General features: G+C 60.5%; 11 protein-coding genes. 4 read left to right on the top strand and 7 right to left on the bottom strand.

All coding sequences use genetic code 11. The features are described from left to right. Positions 1-48: 48 nt before the first annotated feature. The 5 genes from OGI63_RS09845 to OGI63_RS09825 all read right to left on the bottom strand — a co-directional run bounded on the left by OGI63_RS09845 (position 49) and on the right by OGI63_RS09825 (position 4911). Positions 49-399 carry a cupin domain-containing protein gene (locus tag OGI63_RS09845; RefSeq protein WP_004269118.1) on the bottom strand — a complete coding sequence of 117 codons (351 nt, stop codon included), beginning with the start codon at positions 397-399 and terminating at the stop codon, positions 49-51. A 165-nt stretch (positions 400-564) separates the two neighbouring features. Beyond that, the gene (locus OGI63_RS09840; RefSeq protein WP_012619899.1) at positions 565-864 is read right to left on the bottom strand and encodes a hypothetical protein; all 300 of its coding nucleotides are present in this window, start codon (positions 862-864) and stop codon (positions 565-567) included. A 165-nt stretch (positions 865-1029) separates the two neighbouring features. Continuing rightward, positions 1030-2103 (bottom strand): alpha/beta hydrolase, encoded by a 1074-nt coding sequence (locus OGI63_RS09835; protein WP_004217674.1) that lies wholly within the window; start codon positions 2101-2103, stop codon positions 1030-1032. Between the two features lie 138 nt (positions 2104-2241). Further along, positions 2242-3573: a uracil-xanthine permease family protein gene (locus tag OGI63_RS09830; RefSeq protein ID WP_004217675.1), complete on the bottom strand. Its 1332-nt coding sequence runs from the start codon at positions 3571-3573 to the stop codon at positions 2242-2244. Positions 3574-3801: 228 nt separating this feature from the next. Further along, on the bottom strand, positions 3802-4911 hold the full coding sequence (locus OGI63_RS09825) for a YeiH family protein (RefSeq protein ID WP_012619901.1): 1110 nt from the start codon (positions 4909-4911) through the stop codon (positions 3802-3804). A 232-nt stretch (positions 4912-5143) separates the two neighbouring features. Between OGI63_RS09825 and OGI63_RS09820 the strand changes: the two genes are divergently transcribed. Next, on the top strand, positions 5144-7081 hold the full coding sequence (locus OGI63_RS09820) for a DEAD/DEAH box helicase (protein WP_004217677.1): 1938 nt from the start codon (positions 5144-5146) through the stop codon (positions 7079-7081). 252 nt (positions 7082-7333) lie between these two features. Here OGI63_RS09820 and OGI63_RS09815 read toward each other — a convergent pair whose 3' ends face one another. Continuing rightward, positions 7334-8143 (bottom strand): SDR family NAD(P)-dependent oxidoreductase, encoded by an 810-nt coding sequence (locus OGI63_RS09815; protein ID WP_012619903.1) that lies wholly within the window; start codon positions 8141-8143, stop codon positions 7334-7336. 181 nt (positions 8144-8324) lie between these two features. Here OGI63_RS09815 and OGI63_RS09810 point away from each other — a divergent pair, with 181 nt between their 5' ends. Both OGI63_RS09810 and msrB read left to right on the top strand, forming a co-directional pair. Then, positions 8325-11150 carry a heavy metal translocating P-type ATPase gene (locus tag OGI63_RS09810; protein WP_012619904.1) on the top strand — a complete coding sequence of 942 codons (2826 nt, stop codon included), beginning with the start codon at positions 8325-8327 and terminating at the stop codon, positions 11148-11150. A 7-nt stretch (positions 11151-11157) separates the two neighbouring features. After that, a complete protein-coding gene (gene msrB / locus OGI63_RS09805) occupies positions 11158-12150 on the top strand; it encodes a peptide-methionine (R)-S-oxide reductase MsrB (RefSeq protein ID WP_004217682.1) in 993 nt (330 codons plus the stop codon). Positions 12151-12166: 16 nt separating this feature from the next. Here the strand turns inward: msrB and brnQ are convergent, their stop codons facing one another. Continuing rightward, positions 12167-13531 carry a branched-chain amino acid transport system II carrier protein gene (brnQ, locus tag OGI63_RS09800; protein ID WP_004217683.1) on the bottom strand — a complete coding sequence of 455 codons (1365 nt, stop codon included), beginning with the start codon at positions 13529-13531 and terminating at the stop codon, positions 12167-12169. Between the two features lie 150 nt (positions 13532-13681). Between brnQ and OGI63_RS09795 the strand changes: the two genes are divergently transcribed. Beyond that, the gene (locus OGI63_RS09795) at positions 13682-14389 is read left to right on the top strand and encodes a Type 1 glutamine amidotransferase-like domain-containing protein (RefSeq protein ID WP_004217684.1); all 708 of its coding nucleotides are present in this window, start codon (positions 13682-13684) and stop codon (positions 14387-14389) included. Positions 14390-14407: the final 18 nt, after the last annotated feature.

Raw genomic sequence — 14407 nt, 5'->3', positions numbered from 1 at the left:
CGCATGACCCGGGAGGGCCATGCGGCATTGTGCTCCTTCACCCTCGGCTCATCCGTCGATGGCATCGGCTGCGCGTGCAGCAGTGATCATCGTGAGCATCATCACCGAAGGCTCAAGTGCCTTCACCGCGTGCGGCAGTCGGGTCGGCAAATAGACGAGGTCGCCGGGGGCCACCTCGCGTTCGTCGTCGCCGCCGTTGACGAGCAGGCGTCCACGGAGCACCTGTATGAACGCCGGCATGGCGGCCGTGTGTTCGCTCAGTTCCTGCCCCGAATCGAAGGCGAATAGCACGACGTTGCCGCCTTCGGTTCTCATCGCGGTGCGCGAGACCGTCGCCTCGGGCTGGATGCTCACCATATCCGCCACGCCGTCGAGCATCTGCATCCCCGGTTCGTCCATTTGCATATGACCTCCTTGGTTACCAAACATCCTGAACGTATAGCCTAGCCAAGGCGCGCCGAATTGTGCATCGACCGCCGCTGAGGGCATAAAAAAGCCCCGCGTATCGGAGCGGAGCTTGAATTTGCATCCAGAATCGCAAGATGTTGCGATAGGGGAGCGGAATCACTCGGCCTGCCCGCCGCCGGCCTTGATACCCGTGCCGTCACCGCTGGGGGCTTCGGACTGCGGGAACGGATTGCTCGGCTCTGCAGGCTGGCGAACCTCGTTCGATTTCGGCTGTTCGCGGCTCTCGGTCTGCTTCGCGCTGCAGTTGCAGCCGCATCCCTTCTCGCCCTTCTCGGCTGCGTCGGCCTTGCCCTGGAAGTCGAGGTCGCCGTCGCTGGAGGCGCCCGGCGTGGAACCTCCGTTAGCCGTGCCGTTGTTCATGTTGTTCGAATCCATATTGTTCGTTGTGGTAGTCATGGTGTTGACCTTTCTTTTGCTGTTGCTCTCATCATAGAAATCATTTATGCAAGCCGTATGCATGCATGCTGCCCATTCCATGACAATTCATGCAGGCAACGTACAGAGAAGGCTACTTTCTACAAAAAAAACAGGGTTAATTTCGTATCTTTTAGGGTGAACAATCTATCGTGTCAAAGGGTAGGAGAATTCCCGTATGCCGTGTAGCACACGTTCGCTTTCCGGAAGCCAGGTCATGCCGACGGGGAACACATGGCCGAGTGTCTGCGTGCATGGCACCTTGAAATCATGGAGTTCGAAATCACGGCCATTGCGGGCGAGGGACGTCGCCAAGGCCAGCGTCTCCGACTGCACAAAGTCGTCGCTGCTCGTCACCAGGAACAGGGGTGGGATGCCGATGCCCTGTGTGAGCCAATCCGCGGGATCCAGGAACACGGTGGCATCGTCAAGTCCTGCGAAGAACTCGTTTCCCACTGTTTCGGCAAGTCGCGCGCGCATTGGCGAACTCGGCGTGATGTCATAGACTCCCGAGATGAGCGAAGCTCCGCGCAGGTGGATTCCCGACGCCCGTTCGATGCCGAATGCGTGGGCGGCATCGTCGTTGTGCTCGATGAGCAAGGTGAGCAGACTCAGGCATGCACCGGCCGAATCGCCGGTGATGAAGATGTTGTCCGGACTGACGGGGAACTGTGTGATATGCTCGCCGATCCAGCACAGCGCCGCCTGGATGTCGTGCAATTGGCCGACGAGATCGGTCTGCGGAGCCGGTCTGTAGTTCAGCGAGAACACGCCGAACCCGAGATCGGCGAGATGCGTGTTGAAATTGCGGTTGAGCTCCTTGTACCCATAGGTGAACCCGCCGCCGTGGATGTCTATGTACACCGGCAATGTGTTGCCGCCGCGAACTATGGCATCGCGTGGGATGTAGACGTCGAGCAGATGGCCGCGCACTTCGCCGTCCCGGTAGCCGCCGTCCGGCAGGTAGGGGATGTCGGTGTGCACATACACACCTTGCGGATCGTGCCATTGCAATGCGCGTGCATAGTCGAACATCGCGCATTCCTTGCGGAATCTGAGGCAGGCGGCTGCCGTGCGCTCCTGTACGCCCGGTTCGTCGGCATGCAGATCCTCCGCAATCGCCGTCCAGTAACGGGCCAGACCGATCACTGCGTCGCGAAATTCGCTGGTGCCTGGCGTGTATTCGATGGGTGGGATCTCATTGTTCCTGTACAGCTCCATAAAGCCTCCATACTGTTTGGAACAACAGTATGACGATGTCTTGTCTATATCGTTGCGGGAGATGGATGGGGCCGGATATGGGAAAGCCGGGTGGCGTACAGGCTCACCCGGCTTGTTGTCAATCGATGAATCAGCGTGTTAGCGCGTCGGATCTATTGGTTCGTCGAGGTTCTCGAACTTGCGTTCCTGTGGTGTGGGCTCCGGCGCCTCCTTGACGATGGTGCCGGTGGCGCGGCCGATGGCCTTCATGCCATGGTAGAGCACGAGCACGATGATGGAGCCGATGGCGATGCCGTTGAACTGGATGCCGTTCACATTGAACTCGAAGTTCGCGATGCCGACGATCATGACGACCGAGGCCGTCATGATGTTGATCGGTTTGGCGAAGTCGACCTTGTTGTCCACCCAGATCTGCACGCCGATCATGCCGATCATGCCGTAGAGCAGGCAGGTGACGCCGCCGAGTACGCCTACCGGGATCGAATTGACCACCTGACCGAACTTCGGGCACAGCGAAAGCAGGAAGGCAAATCCCGCGGCGCACCAGTAGGCGGCCGTGGAGTACACCTTGGTGGCGGCCATGACGCCGATGTTCTCGCCGTAAGTGGTGGTGCCCGAACCGCCACCGATGCCCGCGACTGTCGTACCCAGGCCATCGGCGATGAGGGCGGTGCCGATCTGGTCGTCATAGTTATGGCCGGTCATCTGGGCAACGGACTTCACATGGCCGACGTTCTCGGCGATGAGCACGAGCACGACAGGCAGGAACATCGGCAGGATCGTGAAGTCGGCCTGAGGCAGGTGGAACTTCGGGAAGCCGACCCAGGCGGCCTGTTCGATGGCCTGGAAATCGACCTGTCCGCGAATGCATGCGTAGGCGTAGCCTACGAGCACGCCGAGGAGGATGTTGAGTCGGCCGATGAGCCCCTTGAATAGCACGGCGATGAGCAGCACGGCTGCAAGGGTGACCAATGCGGTGTCAGGGGCGGCCTTGAAATTGGTCCAGACATTCGGGGCCAGATTGAAGCCGATGATGGCCACGATGGCACCATTGACCACAGGGGGCATGATTCGGTCGATCCAGATGGCGCCCGCCCACTGGACGACGAAGCCTATGATCGCGAGCAGCAGGCCCGTGCACAGAATGCCGAAGGACGCGACGGCAATGCCTTTGCCGGAACTTGCCACGGCTGCGATCGGGGCGATGAAGCCGAAGCTGGAACCCAGATACGACGGCAGCAGGTTCTTGTTGATGAGCAGGAAAAGCGCCGTGGAGAACGCCGTGAAGAACAGTGTGGTCGACGGGTCGAAGCCCGTGAGGATTGGGACCAGGAATGTGGCTCCGAACATGGCCACCACGTGCTGTGCGCCGATGCCGATGGTGCGAGGCCAGGTGAGGCGCTCCTTCGGTTCGACGATCTCGCCGGGCTTGAGTGTTTTTCCGTTTCCATGGAGCGTCCATGTGAACATTTGCTTCAATGATGTCACGATTTCCTCGCCGTTTCTCTCTGAGGTCACTTGAGCTTTGGAAAATGCGGCCATAGGCGTTATGCCACCGGCCGAATACATTGTAGCGGCAGCGGGAAACCACTGTGTGACATGTGTGAAGCAGCAGGTGACGGCATGTGAAAAGGGCCTTAGGATAGTCCCAAGGCCCTTTTCACATGGGTACACATAGGTTTCGAAATACCGGTGGTGTCAGAAGAACAGCACCGCCAGACCCCAGCAGATGAGCACCAGGATGATCGAGGCGATGAAGCTGGCGATGAGTGGCTTGACGCCGGTCTTCGCAATCGCCTTGAAGTTCACGTTGATGCCGAGGGAGGCCATGGCCATGCCGAGGAAGATCTTCGCCACATTGCCGCCGAGTGCGTTGATGAAACCGGCGCTGGCGGGAACCGTCTGCAGGAACAGCGTGCCGATGGCTGCCGTGGCGATGAATCCGAGCATGAACCAGGGGAATGCGACCTTGCGCTTGCCACCCACCTCGGTGACCTCGCTATGGCGCTTATCCCACCAGATGGCCACGATGATCGAGACGAACACGAGCATGAGCACGCGGGAAAGCTTCATGATGTTCGCCATGGTGGCCGCATCGACCTGACCGGCGGGAACCGGACGGTTGAGGCCTTCGCCGGCTGCGACGGCATGGGCGATTTCGTGGAGTGAGCCACCTGCAATGAAGCCCTCCTGGGGCTGGGTGAGGTTGAGCAGCGGCAGAATGGCGATTTCGAGCAATGCGAAGATGGTGCCCATAATGGCGACGATTGCGATTGCGGTGACTTCGTCGTTCTCCTTCTCGCTCTCACGTTTCGGGGAGACCTTGATGGAGCCGGAGACGCCCATGACCGCCGCAGCTCCGCAGATGCCGGTGCCGCAGGAGACCAGTATGGCCATGAGCGGGTCGACGCCCATCCAACGGCAGATCCAGTAGGTGACGAACACGGTGACGGTCACGACGAGCGCGGCAAGGGGCAGACACTTCGCGCCGGTGGTGAAAAGCAGTTCGAGATTGAGCTTGAACCCAAGCAGGATGATGCCGAAACGGAGGAACTTGTTGGCGATGAGACCAGCTGCGTCCTTCACCCCTGCCGCACGTTGCGGATCATCCTTGGTGTACCAGGCACGAATCGGGAACTGAACCACCATGCCGATGAGCAGGGCGATAATGAGCGCGCCGAGGATCTTGAGACCCTCGAACCGCGCGGCCCACATGCCGATGAGTGTGGCCGTCAATGTGATGATGGCAATCAGCGCCATCTGTTTCGTGGCAATGCGTTTGGCCCATTTTCTACAGAATTCTTTCATGGTTTTCATAATACAGTTGCTCCATGCATGAGACGAGTATTTCATTTATTTGAGCAATTGCCGTGGAAGTCATACTGAAACGCCGGCCATTCAGCTCCCGTGGCGTGTCCGGTGGGCCCATTTGGTTGTGGCCGTCCGCTAAACTGGGTGAGTTTGCGCACTCGCGCATCGTATTACGACCTGAAAGGCCATCGTGCCACTTACACCATCGTTGAATGATTTAGATACCACTATGAATGATGCAGACTCTGTATATGAGGAGCCCGCGCAGTCGTTCGGTGAACTCGGCGTGCCCGGGCTACTTGTTCGCCTGCTGGCCGCCGACGGCAAAAAGACCGCGTTCCCCATTCAGCAGGACACGCTTCCGGATTCGCTTGCCGGGCGTGATGTGCTCGGCCGAGGACAGACCGGTTCCGGCAAGACCCTGGCTTTCGGCCTGCCACTTGTCTCCAGACTCTCCAGCATGGATCGCGCCGACGATCAGGATTTCCCCCGCGACATGGATTCGCAGACGTTGCGAAAATCGCTGCGTTTCAAGCGCGGTGTCTCGAAGTACATGCCGCATCCGCGCGGCCTGGTGCTGGCGCCGACCCGTGAGCTCGCCAACCAGATCAGTGACGTGCTCACTCCTCTCGCAGATGCCTATGGCATGGCTGTCACTACGGTGTATGGCGGTGTCAAGTATGAACGCCAGTTCCGTGCTCTCGACGCAGGCGCCGACATCGTCGTTGCCTGCCCGGGACGTCTGGAGGACCTGATCGAGCAGCAGGCGCTGACACTCGCCGATGTGCGCATCGTGGTGCTCGACGAGGCCGATGAGATGGCCGACATGGGTTTTCTTCCGCCGATCAAACGCATTCTCAAGCAGATTCGACAGGATGCGCAGCATATGCTGTTCTCGGCCACGCTCGATCATGGCGTGGACGAGGTGGTCAGTGAATTCCTGCATGATCCGAAGGTGCATAGCGTCGACGAGGTGACGTCGAACGTCGATTCGATGACCCATCATCTGTTCCTCGTCTCCCGCAACGACAAGGCTGCCGTCGTGAGGGAGCTCGCCAGTGGACGTGGGCGCCGCATCCTGTTCACGCGTACGAAGTTCCAGGCGAAGAAGCTCGCCCATACACTGACGCAGAGCGGAATCCCGGCAGCCGAACTCCATGGGAACCTGAGTCAGCACCAACGCGATCGGAACCTGCAGGTCTTCGAATCCGGTCAGGTGAACGTGCTCGTGGCCACCGATGTGGCTGCCCGCGGCATCGATGTGAGCAACGTTGGTCTGGTGGTGCAGGTCGAGCCGCCGGAGGATCCCAAGTCGTTCACCCATCGTTCCGGCAGAACCGCACGTGCCGGCCAGTCCGGCGATGTAGTCACACTCATGACGCCGGATCAGAAGCGCAAGATTCGTCACCTGTTCAAAGAGGTCGACATCAAGCTCAAACCAGTCGAAGTCACCCCCGAATCCCCACAGGTGCAGGAACTCGTGGGGCAGAAAGCCGATCCGGTGCATGGCTGGGAGCTTCCCGAGCTTGAGCGCAGACCTCGTAAAGGCAATGGCGGCAAGTCGCGTCGTGACCGGGGTCGCACGAACCGTGATGAGGAACGGGGCAACCGCTCGGCCCGTGGTGGACGCCGTACCGGCAAGGGCGAGCATAGGCCCACCGAACGCGAACGCCGGATTGCCAAGGAGCAGCAGGAATTCGCCGCATTGTTCCTCGGCGATGTGAGTTCGGACAACCCACGTTACTCCGAGCCTGCGGAGTCGGAACAGGCGAGCCGCCATGAGCGCAATCATCGGCGCGACGAACGGCCGTGCAACCGGCAGGAACGTCGCGCCGAGCAGTTCGGCGAGGCCGGTGACGACCGCGATTACAAGAAATCACGCCAGAACCGCAACAACGGCAAGAAACGCATCGAACGGCGTCGTGCCCGTCGCGAGGAGGAGCGTGAAGAGCGTCGGGGTGGCAAACGCATCCACCACCACGACAACGGCCGTCTGTTCGATGCCCGCGATGAATCGGTCAAGCGCCATGAACGCAGGCTCGAGGCCCGCGAGCAGAGTCGAACCACCCCCAAGCGCGCCCAGAAATCAGGCAAGCATGGGCAGTTCAAGAACAAGGGCAAGCGCCGCAACAACAATCCGTTCCGCGGGGGCCGTGGCCGTCGCTGAACGTGTGTACGGGTTCGCCCTTTGGCCGTGAGGGTGGGCATAGGCATCGTCACTGTCGCAAGCTCCCTTACGTTCCTCAGCCTATGCCCACCCTCACGGCCAAAGGGAGTGCCATCTCGCATGTTCAGGCTGTATTGCCGGTGTTTGGGGTGGGGCTGGCAGGCACATCGAGGAACGTAAGGGAGCTTGCGACAGTGACGAAATGTGCCTGCCAGCCCCACCCCAAACACCTCACCTGATTGATTGTAAGAATTATTTCTGGGGGTTCTCGGATGAAGTTGTAGCCGAGGGATCTCCGCCGTTCATGAAGCCTGCGCAGAGCGCATTGAGGTATTCGGGGGCGAGGCGGGTGGCGAAGGCGACGCCCTTTGCAAAGGCTCCCGCATAGCCCAGCGCACGGCCGAGTTGCATCTTGCGGTACGCGAACTGGGCAATGGCCTTTGGCGTGGAGGGCCTGACCATCGTGAAGAAATTGTGCCCCTGCATGGCAGCGGCCTTTTCGAATCCGGTGCTGATGGATCCGGGGCAGATGCATGTGACGGTGACGCCGGTGCCGCGCACCTCGCGGGCCACGGCCACACTCAGTGAGCGCACGAAGGCCTTCGAGGCGTAATATGCGGCCATATACGGCCCCGGAATCGTCGCCGCGACCGAGGCGATGTTGAGAATCCGCCCGCCGTGACGGCCCACCATGTCCTCGCCGAACAGACGCATGAGCTTGGCCAGCGTAACCATGTTCACCTGCATCATCGCATTGAGTTTCCGCCTGTCCTCATGCATGAAGTCCGCCCAATCCCCGAAGCCTGCGCAATTGACGAGCGTATCGATCACGATGCCTTTCTCCTGGGCATAGCGGAACAGTTTCTCGGCGGCCTCGGTGTCGGAAAGATCGAGCACCACCGACGTGACGTGCACATGGAACTGCTTGATCAACTTCGCCTGCAGCTCGGCAAGCTGGTCCGCATGCCGAGCAGTGAGCAGGAGATCGTGATCGTCGTTGGCGAACAGCAGCGCCAGTTCGCGCCCCAAGCCGCCTGTCGCACCGGTGATCAAAGTGGTCATAATGCCTCGATTCATGCAATGTTCTGATGCGTGGGTATTGACATGCGCATCGATATGCCCCACACTAATCACGCGGGTTGCCCATGGCATGCATTTCCGCCACGCGTGGAGCGCGGCGGGAATATGTGTGGACGCGCCCACGTTGTCGTAACGCAGGCATTCATCCAGTGGGAGGTGCAACATGACGTTGGTTTGGTCGATTCTAGTTGCCGTGGCACTCACCGCGTTCATCGTATGGTTCTTCTTCGCCCCTAGGAAAGCCCACAAGGCGCAGGTCTCACAGGGTATGCAGACCGCGCATGTCGTCGTCCGCGGAGGCTACGAGCCGTCGCTCATTGAGGTCAAGGCCGGGACGCCGATCGTACTCGACTTCGATAGGAAAGAGAGCGGGGAATGCTCCTCCCACGTCGTGTTCCCGGAGCTCGGCATAGACCGCACCCTGCAGGCGTTCGCCCATACGGAGGTGAGGCTGCCCGCCCTCGCACCCGGGGAATACCCGTTCGCCTGTGGCATGAACATGCTCCATGGGATGCTGCGGGTGACCGGTAAAGGCAACGGGGAAACCGCAGCAGCCGAATCCAATGGCGTGTCGGAGGCCACGGGACTCTCCGATGCGGAGCAGCTCGAACAGCTGCAGTCGGCGGACGACGCCGAGCGGGAGCATGAGATCGGCGAGCTCAAGAGAAGACTGATCGTCGGTATCGCGTTCACGGTGCCTGAACTGCTCATCGCCATGCTGCCCATGATCCCCGCTGTGGGGGCATGGATGGCGCATACGTTGCCCGCATGGGTGATGAGCCCGTGGCTGCAGCTCATACTCACGGCACCGGTGATGTTCTATTGCGGTTGGCCCGTCCATCGTACCGGTTGGCTCGCCATTGCCCACCGCGCACCGGAGATGAACTCACTGGTCACCACGGGCACCTGCGTGGCCTTCCTGTACTCACTGTTCGTCACGATCTGGCCAGACGCGCTGCCCGTGGGGTCACGCGAACCCTATTACGAGGCGGTGGCGACGATCATCACGCTGATGATCCTCGGACAGCTGTTCGAAGCGAAGGCGCAGGCCGGCACCGGTGCGGCGATCAAGGCGTTGGTAGGACTTCGGGTGAACACGGCGCATGTCGTCACGGAGCATGGTATGCGGGATATCCCCACTGCCGACGTTGCGGTGGGCGACATCATCGAGGTGCGCCCCGGCGAGAGCCTGCCGATCGACGGCATTGTTGTGAGCGGCCACACAAGCATCGACGAGTCGATGGTGACAGGCGAGTCGATGCCGGTGGCGGTGGGGGAAGGAGCCAGCGTGGTCGGTTCGACGGTCAACGGCAATGGCACGATCCGCTACCGTGCCACCCGTGTGGGATCCCAGACCGTGCTCGCACAGATCATTCGGCTCGTGCGTAACGCGCAGACCTCGAAGGCGCCCATCCAGCGCATTGCGGACCGGGTGGCCGGCGTGTTCGTGCCGGTCGTCATGATCATCGCCGTCTGGACCTTCGTCTTCTGGCAGATGGCTCCGATGCCATTGCATGTGCTCTACGGCATTGTCTGTGCGATCAGTGTGCTCGTCATCGCCTGCCCGTGCGCGCTTGGACTGGCGACCCCATTGAGCATCACCATCGCCACGGGGAAGGGTGCACAATATGGTGTGTTGTTCCGTTCGGCGCAGGCGCTCGAGAACACGCATCGCATCGACACCGTGGTGCTCGACAAGACCGGTACGATCACCGTGGGCAAGCCGCAGGTCGTCGACGTGGTGGGCCTGGCCGATGATGACGGCGGTCCGATCGACGTCTCCCATATGGCTAAGATACCGGGATTCTCGTATGTCGCCGCAGTAGAGGCGAAATCCGAGCATCCGCTTGCCGAGGCGATTGTGCAGGCATATCGCTCCGAGGTGCAAGCCCCGCATGGGGCGTTGCCACAGGTGCGCGATTTTCATAACGAGCCCGGTGGCGGTGTGAGCGGCCATGTCGAAGGCCACCGCGTGGTCGTAGGCAATGAACGCTTCGTGCAGGCGCATGTTGATGAAGATGCAGCTGTTTCGAAGCGGGTGCATGACGCCGTCGAACAGATGGCCGAGAAAGCACGCACGCCGGTCGTCGCTGCCGTGGATGGCGTCGTGATCGCGGTCGTCGCCGTCGCCGATGCGCTCAAGGAGACCTCGGCCCAGGCAATCGAAGCATTGCAGATGCGGGGCATCGACGTCGTGATGCTCACCGGCGACCATGAGGCCACGGCACAGGCAATCGCCCGGGAGCTCGGCATCACCCATGCCGTCGCACAGGTCACGCCTGCCGATAAGGAGGCCGTTGTACGCGAACTGCAGAACCAGCACCGCGTGGTGGCCATGGTGGGCGACGGCATCAATGACGCGCCAGCGCTGGCCAGGGCCGATGTCGGCATGGCGATGGGTTCGGGCACCGATGTGGCGGTGGAATCCGCGGATGTGACGTTGATGAATTCGTCGCTCGAGTCGGTGGTCACCGCCATCGATCTGTCGGATCGCACGATGCGCAACATCCACCAGAACCTGGGTTTTGCGCTTGGCTACAACGGACTGGGCATCCCGGTCGCCGCCGGTGTGCTCTACCCACTGTGGCATGTGCTGCTCAGTCCGATGATCGCAGGTGCCGCAATGGCATTCTCCTCGTTGTCCGTTGTGCTCAACGCAAACAGACTGCACGCCTTCGTGCCGAACCATGCTAAGCCTGTACGCAGAGGTGCGCGCACGCCGTTGAATCTTCGTTTCGCGTTGCCGTCGCAGACTCTCCAGTCCTGCGGCACGCACACCGACTGCCGGCATGAATCCATCACGGAACATGAACATAAGGAGCATACCATGGCACATCAGGAACACATCGACCCAATCTGCGGCATGGTCGTCGATCCGAAGGACGCCGCCGACACCCGCGTCTATGACGGGCGGACAATCTACTTCTGCAGCAAGCATTGCGCAGGTGTCTTCGACGAGGATCCGGCGAAATACGAAGTCGGGCAGTGAGATGACAATGCAACGGACGGAGGCGGCCGCCCCCGAGACGCATGTGGCCTATATGGCCGGCGGATGCTTCTGGGGACTCGAACGAGCCATGCAGAATGTCGATGGCGTCCTTGACACCACGGTGGGATACGCGCAATCCATTACGCCGGATCCCACCTATCGCATGGTGTGTTCGGGAACGACCCACGCCGTGGAAACGGTGCGCATCGATTACAATCCGACGCGGGTGAGTCTGCGAACACTGACCTTGCTGTTCCTGAGCATCATCGATCCATTCAGCGTCGACCGTCAGGGCAACGACGTCGGGTCGCAATACCGTTCCGGACTGTATCCGGCCGGTGCGCATGCCGCCGAGCAGCGCGCGGTGTATGAGCAGGCGTTGGACGAACTCGCGCAACGCTCCGGATCGACTCCGGCCGTTGAGATCGAGGATTTGCGCAATTTCACGATTGCGGAGCCCGAACATCAGGATTACCTGCTCGCCAATCCAACAGGCTACTGTCATATTCCACTGAGCGTGATCGACCACATGCGCGAACGTCAGCGTCATATCGAACGCATCTGGAGCCTGAGCCCGGAACAGTATGCGGTCACGCAGCAGTCTGCCACCGAACCGCCGTTCCATAACGAATATGATCGTCTGTTCGACCCCGGCATCTATGTGGATCGAGTCAGCGGCGAACCGTTGTTCTTCTCGACCGACAAATTCGATTCCGGCTGTGGCTGGCCGTCGTTCAGCACGCCGATCGATCAGGGGTCGGTACGCATGGTCAAGGATTACAGCTTGCCGCTGCACCCGCGCCTCGAGGTGCGGGCCGTGCAATCCGACAGTCATCTGGGCCATGTGTTCGCAGACGGCCCCCGCGAACGTGGCGGCATGCGGTACTGCATGAATTCGGCGTCACTTCGATTCGTACCGCGAGATCGGATGGCCGAGGAAGGCTATGGGGATTTGGTAGGAGAGCTCGACGCGCGGCTGAGCGCTTCTGCCGGCGAGTGAGGAATCCCGTTCCGGTTCAGTGCGTGTGCATGCGTTCGGCAATGCTCACGATAATCCCCACGACAAACCCGGCGAGCGCTGGAACGACCCAACCAAGAGCCACCGAGTTGAGTGGAAGCCAATTGCACGCAGTCTCGAGCCATACCAGCCGTCCGCCGAATGCGGCGACGAGATTGGCGATGCCATTGGCCACGCTGTCGATGGCGGTGAACAGCACCGTCCAGAAATAGACAGCAGGGAAATGCCGCGTGAACACGCCATGCAGGAGCGAGAGCAGTACGAGCACGATGGCTATGGGGTACAGGGCCTCCAACACCGGTACGGAGAGTTTGATGATGGCGCTCAGCCCAATGTTTGCAATGACCAGTGCGATGAGTGTGAAAACGATGGTCCAACCCCGGTAGCCAAGCACGGTGCCGAACTGCTTATGGAAGTAGGACGAACAGGTGGAGAGGAGTCCGGAGCACACATTGAAGCAGGCCACAATGAAAATGAGTCCCACAAACATGGTGCCCACATGGCCGAACAGACGGTCGGTGAGATTGGTCAGCACGGTGGCGCCTGTATCGGTGGCGCCATCGATTGCCTGGTACGAACCGGAGACCGCCCCCACAAAACCCAGCATCGCATATATTATGGCGAGCATGATGCCGGTGAAGATGCCTCCGATGCCGGTCTCCGCGCGATTGTCATGCTCGTCTTCGACGCCCATCGAGGAGATGTTCGCGGAGATGACAATGCCGAAATAGAGGCCGGCGAGCAGGTCCATCGTCTGGTAGCCGTCGATGAAGCCCTGCATCAGCTGATGGTGCGCATAGGAGCCCTGCGGATTCGCGAATCCGGGATGTTTGGCGAACAGGCAGGCGGCGAACAGCACGACGATCATGACGAGCAGCAGTGGGCCCATCACCTTGCCGAGCACCTGCGACAGCTTGTCGGGATGCTGGGCCACGAGGAACGCCAAGCCGAAGAACACCAATGAATACAGCAGACGCACCAGCCACAGGTTCTGTTGGCCGGCGAAGGGAACGACCGCCATTTCGAACGAGGTGGAAGCGGTGCGCGGAATGGCGAACAGCGGGCCGATCGTGAGCATGATGGCCACGCCCAGCACCAGAGCGAAACGTTTGGACACCCTGGCGCTCAGATTGCCGAATCCGCCCGCCTGCGCCACGACGATCACGCCGAGGATCGGCAGTCCCACTGCGGAGACGACGAAACCGACCATGCCCACGAGTGTGCGATTGCCGGCGAGAGCCCCGAGATAGGGGGGAAAGATGAGATTGCCGGCACCGAAGAACATCGAGAAGAACGTGATGCCCACGATGATGCGTTGGCGTGTGTCGAGTCGCTTATGCGAATGAGGATTCAGTTTGCCCATGTCTGCTCCTGTGTGCCGTGTGTGCCGTGTGTGTCCTTTCCTATTGTGCCTGCCTATGCGACAGATTTGTGCACGCTGTCAGAGGAAAACGTGCCTGTGCCGTATGTTCGGTTCTAGTGTGGCGCTTGAGCGACATCGAGGAGACGCCATATGAATGTGAACACGCACGTATGCGGTCCCACGCTGGTTCTGGCCTCGTCGAGCACAGGGCTCATGCCTGTGCTGAGACGTGAGCTCGGCCCGTTGCGTGGCGTCCGCATGGCATTCATACCGACGGCGAGCACGGTGGAGTCGTATGGGGTGCTTGTCAGGCTCATGCGCATACGGTTCGCGCTCGCTGGATTGCGGGTGCAGATGGTGGATCCCGAACGTATGCCCGCCGCTCAAGTATGTGCGCGATTGCAGTCCAGCGACATCATCTATGTGGGTGGCGGCAACACATTCCATTTGATGCACCATCTGCATGCGGCCGATGCGGATGACGTCATTCGCAAGCTGGTGCGCGAAGGGGTGCCGTATGTGGGGGAGTCGGCTGGGGCGGTGGTGGCGTCTGACGACATCTCGTACATCGCGCCGATGGATGAGAACAGGGGGCATACGCGTATGCGGGGGCTCGCCCTCACGCGCTTCCATGTCATTCCGCACGTCGGCTCGGTGTCGATGGGCTCCAGCGCACGTCGGATCGTCGCCATGCATGCCGGGCAGCAGGACTATGTCCCGCTGTTCAATGGTCAGGCATTGGTCGTTCGAGGTCATGTGGCTCGAATTGCCTCGATGCCTTTGGTCGAGCAATTTCGCCGACTACGCAATGCATGCCGTGAATGCATGCACAGTGCAGGGAAGATGCATGTGCATTAGGCAGAATGTGGGCTAGAC

It is taken from the genome of Bifidobacterium sp. KRGSERBCFTRI, assembly GCF_025908335.1.
Note: the sequence above shows the minus strand (reverse complement) of the source record. Positions and strands in the feature narration are given on the sequence as shown.